General features: G+C 45.9%; 13 protein-coding genes and 1 tRNA gene. 7 read left to right on the forward strand and 7 right to left on the reverse strand.

Annotated features, from left to right (window positions below; translation table 11 throughout):
• Positions 1-19: 19 nt before the first annotated feature.
• Positions 20-850 (reverse strand): hypothetical protein, encoded by an 831-nt coding sequence (locus tag BUA34_RS12650; protein ID WP_072830157.1) that lies wholly within the window; start codon positions 848-850, stop codon positions 20-22.
• A 192-nt stretch (positions 851-1042) separates the two neighbouring features.
• Between BUA34_RS12650 and BUA34_RS12655 the strand changes: the two genes are divergently transcribed.
• The 3 genes from BUA34_RS12655 (at position 1043) to BUA34_RS12665 (ending at position 9753) form a co-directional block, all read left to right on the forward strand.
• The gene (locus tag BUA34_RS12655) at positions 1043-6739 is read left to right on the forward strand and encodes a T9SS type A sorting domain-containing protein (RefSeq protein WP_072830159.1); all 5697 of its coding nucleotides are present in this window, start codon (positions 1043-1045) and stop codon (positions 6737-6739) included.
• Between the two features lie 46 nt (positions 6740-6785).
• The gene (locus BUA34_RS12660) at positions 6786-8414 is read left to right on the forward strand and encodes an SLC13 family permease (RefSeq protein WP_072830161.1); all 1629 of its coding nucleotides are present in this window, start codon (positions 6786-6788) and stop codon (positions 8412-8414) included.
• Positions 8415-8712: 298 nt separating this feature from the next.
• Positions 8713-9753 carry a hypothetical protein gene (locus BUA34_RS12665; protein ID WP_072830163.1) on the forward strand — a complete coding sequence of 347 codons (1041 nt, stop codon included), beginning with the start codon at positions 8713-8715 and terminating at the stop codon, positions 9751-9753.
• 85 nt (positions 9754-9838) lie between these two features.
• On the opposite strand, the gene BUA34_RS12670 is transcribed toward BUA34_RS12665, so the two are convergent.
• The 3 genes from BUA34_RS12670 to BUA34_RS12680 all read right to left on the reverse strand — a co-directional run bounded on the left by BUA34_RS12670 (position 9839) and on the right by BUA34_RS12680 (position 11112).
• A tRNA-Val gene (locus BUA34_RS12670) sits at positions 9839-9912 on the reverse strand.
• An 88-nt stretch (positions 9913-10000) separates the two neighbouring features.
• Positions 10001-10501, reverse strand: coding sequence for a hypothetical protein (locus tag BUA34_RS12675; protein WP_072830165.1), 501 nt, complete (start codon positions 10499-10501; stop codon positions 10001-10003).
• 152 nt (positions 10502-10653) lie between these two features.
• The gene (locus tag BUA34_RS12680) at positions 10654-11112 is read right to left on the reverse strand and encodes a DUF6941 family protein (RefSeq protein WP_072830167.1); all 459 of its coding nucleotides are present in this window, start codon (positions 11110-11112) and stop codon (positions 10654-10656) included.
• A 71-nt stretch (positions 11113-11183) separates the two neighbouring features.
• Between BUA34_RS12680 and BUA34_RS12685 the strand changes: the two genes are divergently transcribed.
• On the forward strand, positions 11184-12056 hold the full coding sequence (locus BUA34_RS12685; RefSeq protein WP_072830169.1) for a prepilin peptidase: 873 nt from the start codon (positions 11184-11186) through the stop codon (positions 12054-12056).
• A gap of 14 nt (positions 12057-12070) precedes the next feature.
• Here the strand turns inward: BUA34_RS12685 and BUA34_RS12690 are convergent, their stop codons facing one another.
• A complete protein-coding gene (locus BUA34_RS12690) occupies positions 12071-13372 on the reverse strand; it encodes an efflux RND transporter periplasmic adaptor subunit (RefSeq protein WP_072830350.1) in 1302 nt (433 codons plus the stop codon).
• Between the two features lie 93 nt (positions 13373-13465).
• Between BUA34_RS12690 and BUA34_RS12695 the strand changes: the two genes are divergently transcribed.
• The 3 genes from BUA34_RS12695 to BUA34_RS12705 all read left to right on the forward strand — a co-directional run bounded on the left by BUA34_RS12695 (position 13466) and on the right by BUA34_RS12705 (position 17467).
• A complete protein-coding gene (locus BUA34_RS12695) occupies positions 13466-14395 on the forward strand; it encodes a cation diffusion facilitator family transporter (RefSeq protein ID WP_072830171.1) in 930 nt (309 codons plus the stop codon).
• Between the two features lie 425 nt (positions 14396-14820).
• Positions 14821-15654 (forward strand): aldo/keto reductase family protein, encoded by an 834-nt coding sequence (locus BUA34_RS12700; RefSeq protein WP_072830173.1) that lies wholly within the window; start codon positions 14821-14823, stop codon positions 15652-15654.
• A 544-nt stretch (positions 15655-16198) separates the two neighbouring features.
• The gene (locus BUA34_RS12705; RefSeq protein WP_139255943.1) at positions 16199-17467 is read left to right on the forward strand and encodes a hypothetical protein; all 1269 of its coding nucleotides are present in this window, start codon (positions 16199-16201) and stop codon (positions 17465-17467) included.
• A 94-nt stretch (positions 17468-17561) separates the two neighbouring features.
• On the opposite strand, the gene BUA34_RS12710 is transcribed toward BUA34_RS12705, so the two are convergent.
• On the reverse strand, positions 17562-19754 hold the full coding sequence (locus BUA34_RS12710; protein ID WP_072830177.1) for a fibro-slime domain-containing protein: 2193 nt from the start codon (positions 19752-19754) through the stop codon (positions 17562-17564).
• A gap of 312 nt (positions 19755-20066) precedes the next feature.
• Complete coding sequence (locus tag BUA34_RS12715) at positions 20067-21008, reverse strand: aldolase catalytic domain-containing protein (RefSeq protein ID WP_072830352.1); 942 nt, start codon at positions 21006-21008, stop codon at positions 20067-20069.
• Positions 21009-21498: the final 490 nt, after the last annotated feature.

The following is a 21498-nucleotide window of genomic DNA, read 5'->3' on the forward strand; positions in this document are numbered from 1 at the left end:
AATGAGGGCAAAGAAACTATTAGAACTTGAATTCAACATCAAAGGTGAAACCGATAGCATCACCTTCCATTCCTATAGTGAACGGATCCTTTGACTTTTTCTTGATGTCTTCGCTACGTGCAATTATTTGGCCGTTGAGGGTTATGTTGCTGTTCACTGCAAAGTTAACGCCGATCCAGAACTTGAACTGGTTGGACCAGTCGTCATGCAAATCCACATCCTTGTTACCGTTGTCGTATTCAGACTTGAAAAGGCGCATCCAGAACTGACCGCCAAGAGCAAGTGTCAAAGGCATGGAGGGGAGGGTGTAGTCGAATTCGCCACCCAAGCGCAGTTCGAGGCCTCTTTCGACGTTATGGTGTTCAAATCCCCAGAACAAACCTGCTTCCGTACCAAAAGCCGCTCCCTTGATAGCTTCGATCTTTTGGCTGTGCTGAGCGCCAAAATAGAAGGACATTTCGTGGCGGCTCGGAGCCGTTGTGCCGAGCCCCTTAGCCTTGTCCTTGCCGATGGGGAGGTTAAAGTCCAAGAAGAAGTAAAGTTCCGGGTCCAGGGCGTAGCGCACGCCGATTGCCAGGTCACGCAGACCGCTACCGCCTTCAGCGCAGGCATCGCAATCTGTTTCACCCCAGAACTGGTAGCCGAAACCCTGTAAAGAGAGTTCCAATTGCGGCATAAGGTTCATTCGAGCGCCGACCTTGAGGCCCATTTGGGACCAGTCATCGTCTGTGTCGTAGTAAAGTCCGGCTTTGATGGAGCCTTGGTTGTTTTGCAAAAGAGGAAAGTAATCCCATGTTGCAAAGCTGGATGTGGCAATCGCTGCAGCGAGAAGAATAACCTTTTTAATCATCGTAACTCCTATGAAACGCCCTAACGGCTACAATCAATTTAGTAAACCTATAGCTCCGGGGCAATTAAATATTTGTAAGCAAATCGGCTATATCGTGTTTGTGGTCACAAATGATATTTTTTTCTTGCAGTCACGGTTGCGAATTTCTTCATAAAAATTATTTTTTACCATAGAAATTCCCAGAAGGTCGATATGAAGTATCTAAACCGTTTGCAAGTTCTCACCGCTGTGTTCCTCCCGATGTCCGTTTGGGCAGCACCGTTTGGTCCTATCACCCCTGACCCCGACGTTTATTTAAATCTTTGCTATGGTTCGGATAATACACTTTATTTGGAGCAGTCGGAAGTCGAGTGTGTTAAAAATATGCCGTATAGCATTGATGGAATTTCGGCGACTCTTACTTGCGTTGCTTCGGAAAAGATTGGGACCTCATTTTATGATGTGTTCAATAAAGTGCTTCGAATGTCTGGTGACGGCTTTACATCTCAATATAGGTGGAAATCGAGCGGCGCGAATGCGACTCAAATGCAATCTACGGTGTTGAAACTTGCTTCTGATATCGACTTGAAAGGAAACTGGGATGCTGAGGGGAATAGTTGCTCTAACCCGCATGACCTTCTTTATTTCTACGGGAAAACTTTAGATGGTCAAGGACATACCATTTCCAATTTCTGCCGAGTTGACAAGGGATCCATGGGCCAGCCGTTTGGATTGTTTGGTGAAATATCCGGAAGAACTATTAAAAATTTGAATATTTCGAATGTAACCTTTACTGTTACTGATAAACACACCGATCTGAGCCCTGCATCTACTGATGCTGGTGATTACCAAGCGGCAGGTGCTCTTGCTCCTACGATTTTTAGTAGTATAATTGAAAACGTCAAGTTGAAAGATATTTCTATACAGGCTCCACTTGCAGGTGGTCTTGCTGGTTTTATCGAAGGTTCGACCGTCAAGCACGTGTTTACTGATAATGGCTCTAATATTTCCATAACAAATGATAGACAAATTTTAGATGGTTATATCGGTAGCACTGTTTATACCGAATCCTATCCGAATAGCACCGTTTTTAAAGGATATAGATATGTATCCGGAGTACAGGAACAATACAAGGTTCTCTTGGGTGGCCTTGCAGGTGCCTCAATGTTTACAACCTTCCAAAATATCAACATAGCTGTTCAAGTCAAGAACAATGCGAATGTAGCCTTGTCTGGCTTGGGCGGCCTTGTGGGGCATTATGTTTATGCTCGTGCAACTAGTGAACCCGATGTTGTATTCAATGATATAACAATCCATGGTGTTGACGCAACTACGAAACTTATTGTTTCTGGTGGAACCGCGATGGGCGGCGTTTTGGGTGCTACAAAAAGATATGCTGAAAATAATTCTATCAAGGTAAAATTGATATTCAACAATGTCCATGTGGATGGGCTGAATATGCAGAATAGCAAAGTTTATATAAAAACTCCTTCAAATGTTCACCATGATTTGTATATGGGCGGCATTATTGGTAATAGTGGACTTTGCGGTGGCGGCATTCTTGAAATTTCGGAATCTACGGTCGAAAATATTTCAATTGATGAAACTTTGCCTGGAAATGCGACTTTCCAGTATTTTATTGGTGGCGTTGCGGGGTATGCTAGTTGTGAAAATATGAACAATTTTAATGATGACGTACAGGGCTTGACTCTTAAAAAAACAAATGCCAATGGCAGTATTTCGTTGAAAGGCGGTAAATCTAGTGGCAGTGGTGGAAAGGTTGGGTTGATAAATCGAGTTTCTGCCACAATAGGTGGCCTTGTAGGTGCTGCTGTTATATCTGTTGTTGAAAAAGCTGTTACGGAGAATAATTCCAGTGTCTCTATTGATTATAACGCCAAGAGAGTGTCTAGCGCAACAGAAGTCGATTCTGTGTTAGTCGGTGGTATTTTTGGTGCCGTTAGCATTTTCAATACTTCTATTGTTGAAATCGGCTTAACGAATTTGTCCTATAAAGGTTTAATCTCTGTTTTCGATGATGGGGTTACCTCTCGAATCGGAGGCATCATTGGTAAATTCCCGTTGCTTTTGTCAGGGGATCCTAGAATAACATTCGATGATGTTCATGCGGAAAGTGCCGGTAGTAAAGACTTGATAAAGTATACTTATAAGAGTGGAATGACTGAAGAAACTTCTTTATCCATGGGTGGCATTTGTGGTTTGTGCCATTCACCGAGGGTTGTCAGCGGCAGCACTGTTAAAGGAAACTTTGTATGGGATGATGAGAAGAGTTCTTCGACTACACCTGAAAAAGAAACGGATGTTGGTGGTTTGATTGGCTTGGCTCAGGGTAAGGCTGTTGTTTCGTATGAAGTAAAGAATAATTCTTTTGTGGGTGATATGTCGGCCGCATTTAATAAAGGCACTGGTAGGGCTGGCTATTTATTTGGAACTATGGTTGGTGATGGCTTCGGTTCTCAACCTCAAGTTATTTCGAATTTCCATTATGGTAGCGATAATGTTGGGGCTGTTGGTTATTTTAATAATTATGGAGAGTTCCGTAATGTCAAGTATTTTAATGAAGATGGATTCAATAAATTTGTAGCAAAGAACAATGTCCGTAATGCTACTGCAGAAAATCTGCAGGATGGAGAAAATGGCTCCACTTTAAACGGCACGGTTACGGCTTCTTATATGAAGTCTAAGGACTTTGCTGCTTTCCTGAACGGTCCATGGGAAGATGATGATCGAGTCTGGACATACGGAACTACTAGTGACTTCCCGTTTTTGGGCACCCCTGCGGTGTTTACCTTTACAGTCGTCTTTAAGGATGGTGACGGAGCTCAGATAGGGGAGGCGCAAGAACTTAGTTATGGTGCAGCAGCAGTAGCTCCGGATGCTCCGGTAGTTGCAGGTAAATGCTTTACAGGTTGGAGTGAGTCTTTCGACAAGGTCACGAAATCGATGGAGGTTGTTGCCCAATATAAAGCTGGTACTTGCACGTATGATGTTACGTTCAAAGATTGGAATGGAAACATTTTGGAGGCTGTGGCTGAGGATGGAACGCCGATTCCTAATCCTCAGCAAGTGGAAGAGGGCAAGTCTGCTATTGTTCCTCAAGGTCCTAAACATTCGGGAAATCGCTGCTTCCTTAAGTGGGATGATACAGATGCTCTTAATGACTATAAAAATGTGACACATGGGGGAATTGTTGTCACTGCGTTATATAAGGATTGTTATGAAGTCTTTTTCTATGGAATGGATGGTCATTTGATAGTTGATCTCAAGACGGAAGATGGAAAATCTTTGCTTAATCCGCAGATTATTGATAAGGGCAAGGCTGCAACCGCTCCGAAGGAACCTGAACCGACAGCCGATGGCAAGTGCTTTGCTTATTGGGATGAAGACTTCAGTAATGTGACTCAAAAGTTGCTTGTCAAAGCCCAATCAAAGCCATGCGAGTATACGGTCAAGTTTACCTATACAAAGAAAGATGGAACTACAGGTGAAAAAACGGAAGTTGTTGAGTATAATAAGTCTGCAACGCCTCCGAGTGCAGATGATGTTCTTCAGAAAACGGAAGATGGCAAATGCTTTACTGAATGGGATACAGATTTTACTCATGTGAAGGGTGGTTTGACAGTTCTGCCTGTATATGATGCTTGCAAATATACGGTGACATTCACTTATACAAAGAAGAATGGAACTGCAGGCGTAAAGACGGAAGTTGTTGAGTATAACAAGTCCGCAACGCCTCCGAGTACAGATGATGTTCTTCAGAAAACAGAAGATGGCCAATGCTTCTCTGATTGGGATAAAGACTTTGCTCATGTTATGGGTGATATGACCGTTGCTGCACAATATGAAACGTGCAAATATACGGTTAAATTCTATGTCATCAATGATAAGGGCGTTTCTGAACTTTTAGGTCAAGACGTTGTTGAACATGGCAAGTCCGCTACGGCTCCTGAAGCTCCAGCGAAAATGGGCGACTTGTGCTTTGAAACGTGGGCGCCTGGTTTTAGCAATGTGACCAATAAATTGGATGTGACGGCTAAGTATTCTGCCTGTAAGTCCTCCAGCAGTAGCTCTGATCAGCAGTCTAGCTCCAGTTCTTCTATTTCTAGCTCTAGTTCTAGCAGCGAAAACGCCTCGGAATCCTCGAGTTCTTCGAGTGTAGAAAATGGCGACAAGTCTAGTTCTTCTAGCGTTGGTAACGGTTCTAGCAGCAGTGCTGTCAATGACAAGTCTAGCTCTAGCGCAAGCGATATCTTTACGGTTGTTGCAAAACCGACCGCAAAACAAGACGGCAGTGCACTCCGCATGACAATCAACGATACGCTTCCGGATTCGCATGCCAAGGTGGATTACCACATTATTGTGAAGTCTGATGTAGGTACTTACCTCGATACGGTGGTCGATGGAAAAACGGTGGGTGACGTTAAGAACGGCACTTGGAGCTTGGATCCGGCCCCTGCAGGTGAATACAAGGTGCTCATTACGCTTACGAATGGCAAAGATTCCATTGTTGCCTACGATAGTATTTTCGTTGGCAGTACAGAAAAGCGAGTGGATCTGGTTTCGAATACCTGGCAGACGTATTCTCTGTACGCCTTCTGCAATGATAAGGGGGAAAATTGCAAGAACGACTTGAAGGATCGCTTTGCTCGTAAGGCCGAAATTAGGGCCATCGAAGAATGTCGCCAAATGAAGGAAGATCTTGCACGTTCGCCGGATGATGCTGACTTGCGTGAAAGCGTGGATGAAGTCTGCCGTGAAGCAATCGAATCGCAAAACGAAGTTGCAACATCTGTGTTCTGGTGGGATGAATCGAGTCCTATTGGCGATTACTGGCAGTATCGCAGATATGATGCCGATGATAAGTTCGATTCCACTCGCGGTTACTGGTACGGTTCTGTTGACGATGAACCGCTCATGCTCAGCTTGCAGACTCCGAACATGAAGGATGAAATCGTTTGGAAATTGGAAAACAAGTATACCGGTTGGAATTTGGTGGCTAACCCCTATGGTTGGTATGTCAAACTCCCGCAAAACGATGATGTCGTGTTCAAGAAGTGGAAAGCGGATATAAGTGACTACGACACGGTAAGTATACTTGGTCCTTATGAAGCTGTCTGGGCATACACCAGCAAGACTAGAGAATATCGTATTCCTTTGAAGGCTGCAATTGTTCTTGAAGGCGAAAAGAAGACCAAGGCGCTCTCCAAGAGCGCTATGTCCGAAAGTTGGAACCTCCGCGTTGTGCTTACGGATAAAAATGGCAAGCGCGATTATTGGAACGAACTGGCTGCGGGTAGTGTAGCCTCCTCGTTGAGTGAACCGCCTGCAGGCATGGGCGACCGCGTGAACCTCTCCATTGTCGAGGGCAAGCAGCGCTTGGCTAAGAGCGTCAAGAAAAACAGCGATGAACTCGAATGGAATCTCGAAGCAAGCGCTACGACAACTCGTGATGGCAAGTTGAACTTTGAAGGGCTCGAAAGTGTCCGCGCTAAGGGTATGCATGTCTTTGCAACGATTGGCGAAGAAACGTTTGAAGTTGTAAATGACCGTCCGTTGAGCGTAAAACTTTCTTCGAAGGCTAAGAATGTGTCTGTTCGAGTGACCAAGAGTGCAGTACCTGCTCAGGTGGCTAAGAATCTCATTTCGGGATTCCGCGTGAACCAGATGCAGAATGCTTTGAATGTCGGCTTTGAAGGTGTCTCGAAGCTTGCCGGTGCCAAGGTCAAGGTGAGTGTCGTGGGTATCGATGGCCGTGTGGTTGCTACGAGCGGAACAGTTGCTCATGAGGGCACGAACTCTATTTCGATGAAAAAGCCGAAACAGGGTGTCTATTTCGTTCGCCTCAAGGTTGGCAGCCAGAGTGCTGTTACCCGCATTATGGTCCGATAAATCAGTCTAGCCGAACGCAAGTTTAATTACTAAATTTGCGCTCGTTATGACAAAAGCAAAACTCATCAAACTCATTATTGCATCGGTGCTCGCCATCGCTGCCCTCTTCGTCCCGTACGAAGCCCTCGGCTTCGTTGGTGACCACGCGTTGAACACTCTCGAAATTCGCGTCATCGCAATCTTTGTGATGGCAGCCCTTTTCTGGATTCTTCAACCGTTTCCAATCTGGTCCACCTCCATGTTCGTCATCGTGTTGATGATTCTCACGCTTTCGAACTCGGCACTTATCCCGTTCCGCGTGGAAGGTGTTGAACCGCTCAAGTTCAAGGATATCATGGCAACGTTTGCCAATCCGATCATCATGCTCTTCTTGGGTGGCTTCTTCCTTGCTTCTGCCGCTTGCAAGTACAACATGGACAAGAACCTTGCCCGTGTGCTCTTGAAACCGTTCGGCAAGGACCCGAAGTGGGTGCTCCTTGGCCTCATGATCATTACTGCTGTGTTCTCCATGTTCATGAGCAACACCGCTACTGCTGCAATGATGCTCGCTATCCTCGGCCCGGTGCTCAAGCTCTTTGATGCCAACGACCGCGGTAAAGCTGCTTTTGCTCTTGCCATCCCGCTCGGTGCAAACATCGGTGGTATGGGTACTCCGATCGGTACGCCTCCTAACGCCATCGCTCTTGGCGCTCTCCAGTCCAGCGGCTTCAACATCTCGTTTGGCCAGTGGATGGAATTTGGTGTTCCGTATGTGATTGTTATGATGATTCTTGCTTGGTTCTTGCTCCTCAAGCTCTATCCGATCAAGATGAAGGAAATGAACCTCGATATCGAAGGTGCTGAAGGTTTTGACAAGAGCCCGCGCGCTATCATCGTTTACATTACCTTTGCTGTGTGCGTGATTTTGTGGGTGACGGGTAGCAAGGTTCACGGTCTTAACGACAACGTGATTGCTATGATCCCGATGGCTGTGTTTGCTTTGACGGGTGTGATTACTAAGAAAGACCTCAACGAAATGAGCTGGGACGTTCTTTGGCTCGTGGCTGGTGGTTTTGCTCTTGGTCTCGGTTTGCAGCAGACTGGTCTTGCAAAGGACCTCATCAACGCTATTCCGTTCAATACCTGGTCTCCGGTCGTCCTCATGGTCGGTTGCGGCTTCATCTGCCTCTTCATGGCAAACTTCATGAGCCACACCTCTACGGCTAGCTTGCTCGTCCCGATCTTCATCGTCGTGGCTGTGAGCTGCAAGGACAACCTCGCTCCGCTCGGTGGCGTGACCTCCTTGATGGTCGCTGTCGCATTCGCAAGCTCTCTCGGTATGTGCCTCCCGATTTCTACGCCTCCTAACGCACTTGCACACGCAACGGGTTACACGGATACGCGTGGCATGGCTATCACGGGTATCGTGATGGGTATCGGCGGTCTCGTTCTTTCCTGGATCATGATGTTCGGCCTTTCCAAGGTGAACTTCTTCGAAGATCCGGCTGACGTCGCTGTTGCTCCTGCCGCCGCCGCTGCCCCGGCTCCTGCCGCACCTGTTTATGCAAAGCCTGCCGAAGTTGCTGCTCCGGCCGAAACAATCGCTGAACCGGCCGCACCTGTTGCCGATAGCGCCGCTGTCGCCATCCCGGCTGACTCTGTTGCTAAGGTTGTGGTTGATTCCACTGCTAAGTAATTGAAATGTCACCCCGGCTTCCAGGTCGCTGAACTGGTATGCTGAGCCAGCCGAAGCGCCGGGGGCGCCATCTACGAAAATTCGCTCGGGTAATCCCCGGGCTTTTTTTGTATTCACTTCATCTATTTGTAAAAAGTCTTTCACAAATACCGGTGGTTTGAATAAGATATTATCTTCCAATGTTGTCTGTATAATCCCAAGAGGGGGTGATTTTTTATTCAAAATAACCCAAATGGGTTATTGTAATGTAATGTTGTTGTAAGTATTTTCTAAATAACTTAAACAAAGGAAAGATAAAATGGCTAAAAAACTGAAAAAAGCTGGAAAATTCTCTGTAAACGACTTGCTCCCGGGCGATATTTTAGTATTTAAGGGAGACATTGACGATGATATTAGTAAACTTATCATGAAGTTCACTGGTTCCGATGTGTCGCATGGTGCAATCTTTGTTCAAAATGAAGAAAGCGTCCTTGCTGAAGCGGGTCTTGAAGGAATTCATGCAACTCGAACGAGAGACGATTCTAGCGCTCGCGAAGCTTATGTGATGCGTCATAATAAGGCTAGTAAAAAGGGTGTTGAACCTGTTGTGCCGATTGCTAAGAATTATGTGCTCCAGGACTTGCCTTATCCGTTTTCTGATTTGATTCTTTTGGGCTTGATTCTTATCTTCAAGCAGAAGGTTACAAAACCGCTTGTATCTCGAGTTGTAGTTGAATTCTTGTGCTTGGTTGCTGCAGAACTCAAAAAAATCATCGAAGAAAAGAATACCCCGGGCAAGCATACGATGGTGTGCTCTTCGTTTGTTTACCAGTGCTACTTGGATGCATCCAAGAAAAATCCGGCTCTTAAGCTGAAGATTAAGGATGGTGGTGATGTCGGCTTTAAGGATCATCCCCTTATTGGTCGCAAGTCGAAGTCCTTCTCGCTCTTCGATATGTATGCCGATTACGTAGCATCGCATGAAGACGAATGTAAAAAGGACTTCAAGGCTAAAAAGCTTGAACCTGCAAAGAAGCTCCGTTCCAAAAAAGAAATTTTGGCCGATTTGGAAAAGCTTGTCTTAAATAAGGGTGCCGATAAGCTTCCGGAATTGACTCCTGAAACAATTTCTGTTCTCATAGATATCATTAATGCCATTAAGGATGTAATCCAAGCCTTGGTGACGTTCTTGAAGGGCGACCGAGTTTCGTTCTCCGAAATGATGAAGGTTGCAAGAGAACAACAGGCCATGTTTGTAACGCCTAATGATTTGGTCAAGAACGTGACTAACGCTACAAACGTTGGCATGGTCAAGCTTGGCCGTTATGGCGGTGAATACGACGACAACTGGAAAAAATAAGATTTAGCCCGCTTGGCGGGCTTTTTCTTTGCGATAAAATTCTATGCAATAAAAAAATCCTCGCTTTTCAGCGAGGATTTTTCAGTGGTCGATACAGAACTCGAATCTGTGACCTCTACCATGTCAAGGTAGCGCTCTAACCAACTGAGCTAATCGACCATTAAGGTAGCCCAATATTAGAAAAAGATTGGGCGCTTGTCAAGGGCGCTGGCCATAAAAATCAAAAAAAATCCCAGACGGGTCAGTATTACCGGTCATCTTCTGCAATCCAGTATTGCAACCGCCCTTTGAAGGTGATTGGAGGGAGACTGTCGTTGCAAACTCCCTGTCTGCAGTCTTTAAACTGCAAATTTAATGTAGCAGTCCACTTTATATCGTCTTTTTGGTCAATCGTTGCGTAATTGTCGTTGCCGACGAGTGGAGCCCTGGTCGTTGCTTGGATTTGTATCCATGTGTAGCTTGCTACAATTCCGTTTTTCCCGAGCTTGGGCTCGTTGACCATGATGTTCATTTGGTCTTTGCGTTCGCTGCGTTCCATGGGAACTTTAATCAGCAGGTAATGGTGACTGTTCCTGATGAATGGAATTTCGACATCGTTTCGTTCCAGTTCCTGCGTGATTTCGTCGCCACCGTTAATACTGTACTTGAGATAACCACCGCCTTTGACTTCCCAACTGTCGTTGATGCCGCTACAAGCGGTAAGGCCTGCAACGATGAACGGGACGAAAATTTTAAAAGTAGAGTGCATTTTATTAAGATAAAAATGATTGTTTAAAAACGTCATTCCGAGCGAAGTTATCCATTAAGGTATAAAATAGAAAAAACGCCGGGCATTGATGCTCGGCGCGTTTTAGAAGTAATACGAACCTTCCTACAGTTTATTGCCTGTTGGTTAAGTTGTTATGCTCTTCCGTCAACGGAAGAATCATTGGCCTGAGGCGGCTGGTTCTGCTGTGTAAGGCGCGGGTCTTCGAGAATGTACAGCGGGAGTGCTGCAAGTTCTTCGTTGTCTGCGACGAGGCGCACAATGTACTTGTCCGGACGCGTGAACTGCAAACGCTGCATGTTCAAAATCATGTTGACAGCGGCTGTGTCAAAGCCCGGAGCAACCGGCTGGAGTTCAATTTCGGACTGCATCGGCGGCACAATCGGGTGGCCAACGACATCTTCGATAGACAAGCTCAACTGATGCGTCCCTGCTTCGGCACGCTGGTAGCGCAAGCGGAATGCAGCAGAGCACTGCGGAATCACAAGCGGAAACTTTGAGAAAATGCGGTCAAATGCACCAAGAATGTTCATGCGTCCACCAATATCATTTGCAGTGGCGGCATCACAAATAGCGGCAATTTCAATATTCATTAAGGGATCTCCCAGTATTAGATAAATGTTTAACTAAATTATAATTATATTCGAAAAAAGACGAGGATTTTATGCAAGAAATTCCACTTTGGTACTGGTTAATCGTGTTTTTTGGCCTTGGCGCCTGTGTCGGAAGCTTCTATAACGTCATTGTGTACCGTATGCCGCGTGGAATTTCGCTTTTGAACCCTCCTTCGCATTGCCCTCTTTGCAAAAAGAGAATTCCAATCCGCTACAATTTGCCGATTGTCGGTTGGCTTTGGTTGCGCGGCAAGAGCGCCTGTTGCAAACAGCCTATTAGCGTCATTTACCCGATTGGCGAGAGTCTTTGCGGACTTCTGGGGGCATTTGCTCTTTATTCGGCTGCTGGTTTTGGGACAGACCTGACACGACCGGTGTTGGCGCCTGAAACTTGGGCGAACGCCGCAGCGATGTTCTGGCTTTTGCTTGGGGCTTATCCGGTATGCGCGGTGGATTGCAAGTATAAGCTCATTCCCGATTCCATCTCGGTGGGTGGGATTGTCGCAGGACTTTTGATTTCGCTTGTGCCGGGTGGTATTACGCCACTCCAGAGTTTACTCGGAGCGGTTCTTGCGGGCGGTGGACTGTATTTGCTTGGCTGGATTGCGACCAAAGTTCTCAAGAAAGATGCAATGGGTTTTGGTGATGTCAAGCTTTTGGCGGGTTATGGCGCCTTGATGGGCTTTACTGGTGCGGTGGAGACTCTTTTGGTAGCGGCTTTCCTTGGAATTTTTGTGATGGTTCCGTATGGAATGATTAAGAACAAAGCCGCAGAAAAGGGTGCAAAAAATAAAAATGCGCCCGAAAACGAAGAAAACGGGCAAATTCCATTTGGCCCGTTCCTTGCAATAGCTGCCCCGATTATTTATCTCTGGGGCTCAATGATTTTGGATGCTTATTTAAAGTATGTGCTTGGGGAATGACGTTGCTCTACCGACTACTTTTTCTTCTTTCCTGGTCTCTGTGGCATGAACGGGCTTTTGGCGTTTGGTTCGCTTGAACCCTTTGCCGAAACCGTTTCTTGACTTGTGACCACGGAATCTCCGACGCTCAAACCGCGCAAAATCTGTACGTTCACGCCGTCGCTAAGGCCTATCTTCACGCGGCGCGGAGCTGCCTTGCCATTGATGTTTATCCAAACATGGTCTCCTTCAAGTTTTGGCTTCTTGTGCTTTTTCTTGGCGCCTGTACTTGGTGCTCCACCCGGTCCCATGCCTGGAGGCGGGGGCGGGAAGTTGTCGCTTGCAACCGTGGAATCCGCAGTCTTGGGACGTTCCGGACGCGGCATATCTTTCGGGTCCATCATCGGGGTGCCTGCAGCCGGGGTGAACTTGAGAGCCTTGATCGGAATGGTTACGGCATCTGTAATCTCTTGCGTGACGATGGTGCAAGTGGCTGTCATGCCCGGTAAAAGTTTTTGTTCCGGGTTTTCGGCGGTAATTACGACCGTGTATGTCACCACATTGCTCGTTGTTGTCGGATTCAAGCGGACTTCTTGCACAGTACCATGGAATGTGTCATTCTGGAAGGCGTCGACTGTAAATGTAACGCGTTGACCGGTCTTGACTTGGCCGATGTCTGCTTCGTCAACTGCAGCCATGACTTTCATTTGGCTCAAGTCTTTTGCGATGACGAACAACGTCGGAGTGCTCATGGAGGCGGCAACGGTCTGACCTACATCGACGGCGCGTTTTAACACAACTCCGTCAATCGGGCTCTTGATGGTCGCGTAGCTTAAGTTCAGCTTGGCTTGTGCGACTTCGTTCTTGCGCTGCTCGACGGAGAGCTTGGCCGCGTTCAAGTTGTATTCGGCCTGTTCCAGTTCAACGGCGCTTGCGCTTTTGCTTTCGGCGAGCTTCTTGACGCGGTTGTACGTGCTTTGTTTGTAATTCAAGTCGTTTTCGGCACTCTTGTACGAAATAGTCGTCTGCTTTAACGTCGACTGCAACTTGGACTTGTCGAGTTCAGCAATGACCTGGCCTTTTTTGACCTTGGAGTTGAAATCGACGTTAATTTTGGCAATATCGCCAGAAACCTGCGTACCGACTTCCACTTGGTCAACCGGTTCAAGCGTACCCGTTGCCGAAATTGTCGTCTTGATGGTGTCTGTAACCACCTTGGTACTTATGAGGGCGCCAGCCTGGCTGGTAGCGTCCGTGTTGAAGAAGTACGATTTAACGCCGAGGGCAACGCCTGCCAAAACGGCGATAACGATGATGATTTTCAAAAGTTTTTTCATAAGCATTAGAAAAATAGAAACATTGATTTTTTATTACAGCAATTTTGATGAATTGTGGACGCATAAGGTTGCAAATTTTCTAGCTTAAAGGACATGACTCGCGTACGCAAAAAAGACGATAGTGCAGAAGTCCGTAAAGTGACTTGGGTGGGGCTCGGCTGGAACGCCACTTTGTCCGTTGCTAAGTTTGTCGTTGGCGTATTCGGGAATTCCCAGGCGCTTGTGGCAGACGCTATTCATAGCGCGTCTGATTTTGTAACCGATGTCGCGGTTATTGTGGGGAGCCATTTCTGGAACTCACCTCCCGATGCTGAACACCCTTATGGTCATAGGCGCTTTGAAACGGTAATTACTATAGGCATTGGTCTTGCTGTTGCCGCTGTGGGCGTGGGTATTGGCTATAACGCCATTTTAGCCTTGCTGTCGGGGGAGGCTTCGCACCCGGAAATGTCGGTGGCGATTATGGCTCTTGCCTCGATTCTTGTAAAAGAGATTCTCTTCCGCTATACACGAAATGCGGGTCGACGGATCCGCAGTCAGGCGCTTGAGGCGAATGCTTGGCACCACCGTAGCGATTCTTTCAGTTCGATTCCTGTGCTTGTGGCGGTCATTTTTGCCATTTTGCTTCCGCAATTGTGGTTTGCCGACTCTGTCGGTGCGCTCGTTGTGGCCTTTTTCATTTTACATTCTGCGATAGAAATTGCGGCTCCAGGCCTTCGACAGCTAGTTGACCGCGGTGCCAATCCCGAAGTTCTTTTGAAATTGAAAGATTTGGCACTTTCGCACCCGAAAGTCATCAGTTTACATGGGCTCCGTTCTCGTTATGTCGGGAGTGACTTGCATGTGGACGTGCACATTGTCGTCGATGACCAGATGACCTTGAAAGATGCGCATGATGTTGCCGAAGAGGTTGAGCAGTTGCTCATCGATTCTAACGAAAACGTTGTCGATGCCCTCGTGCACATTGACCCCTACAACGCCAACCGTGCTGCCCAAGGCGACATCAAAACAATAGAGAAATAGTTATTTAGTGCCTTCGGCACAGTTACTAGTTAATAGTTGGTAGTTACTAGAAGTTTCTACGTAAACATTTCAAGTAACTATGGTTATTGCGTCGTATTGTTTTTAAATGAATGTGTAAATGTTCGTCGAGAGAATAAAGCGTCGGCCAAGGTATTGTCTTCGCAGTAGCGTGCAAAACGAGAGTCGCGGGCGACTGCTTGCAGGCGCACATGACCGAGTGAAGCCGCTGACGCCGTAGGCGTCAACTCTGAGCTGGGGCCCCGCCCGCATGAAGTTCATTTTAAATTAAAAAGGCTTTGGGCGTAAGCCCATATCACTTTTCACACCAGTAAATATTCCAATGTGGTATTAGGTCTTTGGCGAAATAGCCTTGCCGTAACTTCGTTTCTAATTATATTAGTTTAGAACAAGCTGCGAGGTAGGATATGGTACTCGAAGAATTTTACAAGCTGAATAATGGTCAGCGAATCCCCAAAATTGCTCTAGGGACATGGCAAACCCCAAATGACGTGGCTGCGACTGCTGTTGCAACCGCTATTGATGCCGGCTATCGCCATATCGATACTGCTATTGCGTACGAAAACGAGGCTGGTGTAGGGGCCGGGCTCAAGGCCGCACTCAAGTCAACCGGGATTCATCGCGAAAGCGTCTTTATCACCACGAAAATCCCTGCCGAAGTCAAGAATTATGATGATGCGGTTCGCTGTATCCAGGAATCGATGGGTCGACTGGATGCGTTCCACATCGACATGATGCTTATCCATGCTCCTCGACCATGGGCCGAAATGGGTTCGACTTCTGGGAATCGCTATTTCAAGGAAAATCTTGAAGTCTGGAAAGCTCTTGAAGGGGCTTACGAGGCGGGTAAAATCCGAGCCATTGGCGTTTCGAATTTTGAAATTAGCGACTTGAATAATTTGCTGGCCGGTGCTCGCGTGATTCCCGCTGTGAACCAAATTCGCGTTCATGTTGGGCATGTGCCGACTGAATTGATTGATTTCTGTGAACAGAGCGGAATTCTGGTAGAAGCGTATTCGCCGAATGCTACAGGGCGCCTTTTGAAAGTGCCCGAAGTTTGTGCGATGGCTGAAAAATACCATGTTTCGGTGCCGCAACTTGCAAGCCGCTTTGTGCTGCAACTCGGGCTGTTGCCGCTCCCGAAATCAGTTCATGAAGAACGCATCCGTCAAAACGCCAAGCTTGATTTCGAAATTAATTCGAACGATATGGCCTCTCTCCTTGAAATTGATGGATTGTAAATAAAAATTATACTCAAAATTCAAAACGCATCAGAATGATGCGTTTTTTTGTATAAATAGAATTTTTTTTGAAATTAAAGAAATTTTGTACTTTATTTGCTTAAATAAATTAAATGATATTAAACTTTGTTTATAATAATTTATACAATCTTGTATTGAAAATGTAATTTGTTTGCGTTATATTATATGTACTGTTTAAAAAACAAAGGAAAAAGTAATGAAAAAAATATACTTGCCAATGATGCTTGCTGCATCATTTGGAATTGCAAACGCTACTCCAATGCCTACATATACAGGTAACTGTAACATTGATGGGTACGATCATTCAACTATTTGCGGTATTCCACCGTGGATTCATGTCTATGGAAGTCCCCTTGGTGTTTCTACGGATCATGCTTGCACCGATTATCAATTTTTTCACGGTTATGATGGCTACACTCCGGGTTTAGGCAAACCTTATGTAATTCATAACAATAAATCCCAATCGATTAATGGGTTTAAACTTTATTATTATTTTACGGCTCCTCCTTCACGACAATTTAATGTGAAGGTATATCGTTATCTTTATGCAGACAGAAACGATCGTGGTCGTGTGATGGTTGATAATTCTATTCAGCCTAATAGCATACAAATTGAAAACTTGTCCGAAACTCAGCACAGGGCCGTTCTTGATTACAGTAATGTGTCTATTGCTAAGTCAAGTCGCTTCCCTGCACAAGGTGGAATTTATATTAGGGTGGCTTCGACGGATTCTTATGGCATTGATGGGTATGAGCTGAATGGCTTTGTGATTGGATCAAAGTCAGGTACTGTTTTGTATGGCCCGGATTTGAATGATGAAGGAACGACAACTCTTCCTTTAACAGCAAGGCGAATTGGTGTTTTGACGGACGAATCGACGTGTCCTGATTATAGTATGATTTCGCTTGATGTGGAAGATTCGAATGATCAGACTTCTATCACTCATGTTGGTGGTGCCTCAGGAAGCCCTATAGGAGTTCAGAAGGCTGGGTCATATCTTCGTTTCAAGTATTGCGGACTTTCTTATAGCCGACTTCCTCAAGCCAGATTTGGCTATGCCGTATTGAAGCTTGATTCTGAATGCCCTGCTGGATCAGTTCCTATTATTCGTACCCATGATACGGAAGATTCTAATAATAATGACTCGTATACGGGTTATATATGGCCGAATTCTGTAGTTAAGGGACCTGCTCATACAGTACTGCAATATTGCTTTGTCTCGAGTAAGGCTGGCTCGTCAATCAAATATCCCTTTGAGAAAAAGTATGGTGTTTTTGCAAGTAATCGTGCTTATTATGGTGACGAAAATAATATTTCTGTTAGCAAGGTCTTTGTTGATGACGAAAACAATGGCAACCAAAATTCTTGGGACAGAAGTGGAGTTCCCCTCCATTTGCGCAGTTTGACTCAAGACGTTATGACTGGTTATGAAGATACTGAGTATTATGTTGCAAGATGGGTTGGACCTGAAAACGCTATGCTTTCTAAGTCTGCCGAAGTTGCTGATGTGCACCATTCTGTAAACAACTCGTATGTTGCAGCTGCTCCGCTTGCTCCGGCAATTAAGGGCTTGAACCGTTCTGCCGTAGCTGTTGAGCTCCAGTCTGCTGGTGACGCAAAGATTTCTATTGTCGGAATCAATGGTGCTGTTGTCGCTAATATTACAGAAAAAAATCTCCAGCCGGGCGTCCATCAAATCAAGTGGAATGCCGGGATGGTGCCGAGCGGTCGCTATGTCGTGAAAATTGAACAGAACGGTATGGTGAACGCCAAGAACGTTATTCTAAAATAAATAAAGTTCATTTGATTTGTGAAAAAGTGCCGCTCTAATGAGCGGCACTTTTTGCATCAAGGAGCCCTATGAAGGGCTTTTTTTGGAGTTTCTTTTACTTTATGTTTATGCGCTTGTAGTTGTTGCCCACTTTGACAATGTAAGAACCTGCGGTAGCAACCTTTACGCGAGTGTCGCTGCTGTTCAACTTGCCGTTCGAAATTACATGCCCGTTAATATCCATAATTGCGTATTGTTTTGCAATATTCATTTTTTCTGTGGTAATTGTAATTTCGAGAGCGCCAGATTTTGCAATGCTAAAGTTGTTTGTGATGCTAGCAGGAATTCTGCGTTCTGCGACAGATGTGGTACCTTTCACTTGGAGCTGCAAGACGTATTGATCGGAATCTATCTTGACGATTAAATAATATGTTCCTGGATTAAACGTTTCCTTCAGTTTGTTTTCATTAATTACGGGGCGCATTGGATTAGAAACGTCGAATATGCCGTTGAGCTGAATTGGGTTTGCTGTGAATTCTGCTTCGCTAATCAGAGTCTTTGTTGCATCGGTTCCAGTTTTGTCTGTAGTTAATTGGTAACGGATTTTCATTGTTTTCGGCGCGTCAGCGGTGTCGCAAACGATGGTCGTTGGTGTGCAAGAAGTTCCATCGCTAATGGCGCGGCAGACTTTATATGTGTTAAAATTGCTTACTTTTTGTGGGTCTGTGTTATATCGGCTATTTTCAACTCTAATACCAGAAGCAAATTTGGGGAATAGCATGCTTGTGCTGATTTTTAGGTCTCCAGATGTAGTACGGCGGTTGCAATAGAATATATCGATGTCGTAAAGTTCGCCGATTGTTGCGTTGGGCATAAACTTGTCTACATCTACGTAACCGGGGGCTGCAAGGTGAGTGCCTCCAATGTCGATGGCGAGTTTGTTATCGATGTAAACCCAAATATCGTCACTGCCGCTAATGCTGAATTTTAAACCGTTCTTGAATCTAAATGTAGAGTGCATTTCGGCGCAGAAATGTTGGTTGCGGCCTCCATTGCCTTCTGTGACGCTGACATTTGATGACCAACGGGGAACGCCTGCGGTTGCTTTAGTTTCTGAGCCTTCGGTAAACAGTGGCCAATTTGTAGGTGCCTGATCTGTGCAGCTCCAACCGAAAACGCAATCGATTGTGGAATTGATGCTCTTGAAGAATGTCTCGGTTTCGGCTGCGTCGGCGAATAATCCGTTGCAGTCGTGTCCTTTGTTCCAACCGGGGCCATTGCAAGTCAGGTCGAATACAGGGACGAATTCGGTGGAATCTATTTTGCGGAGCTTTTCGCCATGGAAAATGGGGCCTTCTGCATAATGCTTTGTACGAGCTGCGGGAGCGGGTACTTGATTTGCAAAGTATGATTTTACCAACTCGTTAGTTTTTCCTTCTACAGGGAAGAATCCTCCGGGTACGGGAATCCTAAGATTTGGACTTGTGAAATTGTCTGAATTGAATTCCCATTTGCCGTGGTTAGTGCGGGTGAATGGAATGTCGAAACAGGATGCTTCGTTTACGCCTTCGGTGTAATTAAACAATTGGTTGAAATACTTTTCGTCAATGAAGCATTTTTTGCCTGCTGCAGAAAGTTTAGGCTTTTTGATTGTTTTGTCCAAAGTGGAGTCGACAAGACCTGTTGTAACGCCTAAGCATGCGTTGATGGCTTCGAGGACTTTGGCTCTTTCGACGTCTTGCGCGGCTAATCCTGATTGAGCTTGACAACCTTCGCCGCCTGCAGCGTAGCAGGAGAATGACGGGTGCAAGCTTGCGTCTGTATCGTAAATAGTGGCTGCAAGGTTGAACGAGCAGGTGCCTGTAATCATAGGCCTTTCTGTGAACCAGCCTTTTGTAGCTGAAGGGAGCTCGCTTGCTCGATTTCCGTCTGCAACAAAATAAAGAGTGTTAATGAATGTGGCTTCGGAAGCGAAAACTTGAAAAACGTCGGCTAGAGGGATGGCTTGTAGAGAGTCGCTGTTTTCGCCACCCATGCCGATACTGTTTCTGAGTTCTTCGTCATCATCGGTATGGAATACAACTTTGTTTGGAATTTCTTCGTCGACGTATTTGCGGATGAACCATCCACAGTGATCGGGATCCGGCGTTAAGGCGTGGCTTTGCCCGTCTTCGTAAATCATTGGCGTGGAACTGTTCCAGGTTGCGTTGTCGGGCAAGAATACGTGAAGTTCACGGACTGTTTCTGCCCAAACGGTGGATAATCCTAACGCAATGATTGATGAGCCTACAATTCTAGTTAGTCTCATATGTTTCCTCCTTTGTATATAAATAATTTACTATGAAAATAAATTCTTTCAAAAAAGTTAGTTTGTTGCAAAAATCTGTTTTTATTCTGTTAATTGAAAATTAACGTACCGCCAAAGGCGGTCCGCGTATCATCGCTGTATCATATAAAGTATATGCAACATAGCGTTGCATTAAGACGAAAAAATCCCGTTCGTTTGAACGGGATTTCTTACTCGTGTCACCCCGGACTTGTTCTCTTTGACCACTTAGAGCTTTAGCTCTTACGTGGTCATGATCCGCGTATGGGGACGGGGTCGCCAATGTATTTTACTTTAGTCGTTAATCATGTGCTCGTAGAACTTACGGTACATGTCCTTTTCTTCGGTCTTGCGTACGGCAATTGCGTCTTGCGGATGGCGGTTGAGCATACCCGTAATCATCTGCGGGATGATGTAGCCCCATTCGTACTTGCTTTGCAACGGCAAGAAGAGTTCCTGAATGGCGTCGAGAACCGGGCGGAGATCATACTTCGGATTCTTGAGGAAACCGAGGAGGAGTTCCGTGGTGCAGTTTCCTGCGCCGCGGCCCATGCCGGATACGGAACCGTCGAGATAATCAACGTGGTTGATGATGGCCTGGATCGTGTTGGAGAAGGCGAGCTGTTGGTTGTTGTGGCCATGGAAGCCGAACTTCTTGTTCTTCACGATTCCCTTGTAGCGGGCGAGTTCCTTGTCGATGTCTTCTTGGTAGAAAGCGCCGAAGCTGTCGACGAGGTAAAGCACGTCGGCGTGGCATTCTTCGTTGACCTGGTGGAGCGCTTCATCGAGTTCCGGACCACGGTCGCGGCTCACGGCCATGATGTTGAGCGTCGTTTCATAGCCCATGTCGTGGAAGGCATTCACCATGCTGATGCCCTTGTCGATGTTCTTGACGTAGCTTGCCACGCGGAACATCTGGTACGGGCTTTCGGAAGCGGGCTTCACAGCGTCCATGTTGACGCGACCCACGTCGGCCATCACAGCCATCTTCATCTTGGAATCGATGCCGTCCTTGACCTTCCAGAGCAAATCATCGTCGCAGAACTTCCATGGACCATATTCCTTCGGGTCGAAGAGTTCCGGAGAGTTCTTGTAACCCATTTCCATGTAGTCTACGCCGGCTGCTGTGAGAAGGGTGTACAATCTACGCACGAATTCAAGAGAAAAATCGTGCTTGTTGACGAGGCCGCCATCGCGGATCGTGCAGTCGAGAACTTTAATTGTTTCGTAGTACATGTTTGTATCTTCTGTTTTTTGGTTATTGTAGTCTAAGACGTCGTTCTGAGCGATGAAATCGCGAAGAATCCAGTCATTTTTTCCTTGCCTCGCAAACATAGGTTTTGAAATTTGAATGGTCAATAAATTTTTTTAGGTTTCTGAAAAATAATTGTTATTTAACGTAAATTTTGCGTTAAAATGATAAGAAAAGGTCTTTTCACATTGATTTATGTGGATGCTTTGGGGTCGAAACCGCTCCGTTAAGAAGTTAATAGCTATAAAATCCCCTTAATAAATTGCAATTTTAGTTCGCTAGGAGAAGCCTTTCTGTAGGGCTAGAAGCGATTTATTTTATAATCTACGCTATAATTGCGTTGAATGTAACCCTTTGTCATTCCCGCGAAAGCGGGAATCTCCCTCTCGTATTAAAAGGAGATGCCCTCCCCATACGCGGATCATGACTACTAAGCAGCATAGCTGCAAGTAGTCAAAGACATTAAGTGGGGCA

The sequence above is a fragment of the Fibrobacter sp. UWB12 genome, assembly GCF_900142485.1.
GTDB lineage: Bacteria > Fibrobacterota > Fibrobacteria > Fibrobacterales > Fibrobacteraceae > Fibrobacter.

Bases quoted from the DNA above. Each gene is read 5' to 3' on its own strand.
- BUA34_RS12690 (WP_072830350.1), bottom strand. From the start codon at position 13,372: ATGAAAAAACTTTTGAAAATCATCATCGTTATCGCCGTTTTGGCAGGC.
- BUA34_RS12650 (WP_072830157.1), bottom strand. From the start codon at position 850: ATGATTAAAAAGGTTATTCTTCTCGCTGCAGCGATTGCCACATCCAGC.
- BUA34_RS12655 (WP_072830159.1), top strand. From the start codon at position 1,043: ATGAAGTATCTAAACCGTTTGCAAGTTCTCACCGCTGTGTTCCTCCCG.
- BUA34_RS12715 (WP_072830352.1), bottom strand. From the start codon at position 21,008: ATGTACTACGAAACAATTAAAGTTCTCGACTGCACGATCCGCGATGGC.
- BUA34_RS12680 (WP_072830167.1), bottom strand. From the start codon at position 11,112: ATGAATATTGAAATTGCCGCTATTTGTGATGCCGCCACTGCAAATGAT.
- BUA34_RS12675 (WP_072830165.1), bottom strand. From the start codon at position 10,501: ATGCACTCTACTTTTAAAATTTTCGTCCCGTTCATCGTTGCAGGCCTT.
- BUA34_RS12660 (WP_072830161.1), top strand. From the start codon at position 6,786: ATGACAAAAGCAAAACTCATCAAACTCATTATTGCATCGGTGCTCGCC.
- BUA34_RS12685 (WP_072830169.1), top strand. From the start codon at position 11,184: ATGCAAGAAATTCCACTTTGGTACTGGTTAATCGTGTTTTTTGGCCTT.
- BUA34_RS12700 (WP_072830173.1), top strand. From the start codon at position 14,821: ATGGTACTCGAAGAATTTTACAAGCTGAATAATGGTCAGCGAATCCCC.
- BUA34_RS12665 (WP_072830163.1), top strand. From the start codon at position 8,713: ATGGCTAAAAAACTGAAAAAAGCTGGAAAATTCTCTGTAAACGACTTG.
- BUA34_RS12695 (WP_072830171.1), top strand. From the start codon at position 13,466: ATGACTCGCGTACGCAAAAAAGACGATAGTGCAGAAGTCCGTAAAGTG.
- BUA34_RS12710 (WP_072830177.1), bottom strand. From the start codon at position 19,754: ATGAGACTAACTAGAATTGTAGGCTCATCAATCATTGCGTTAGGATTA.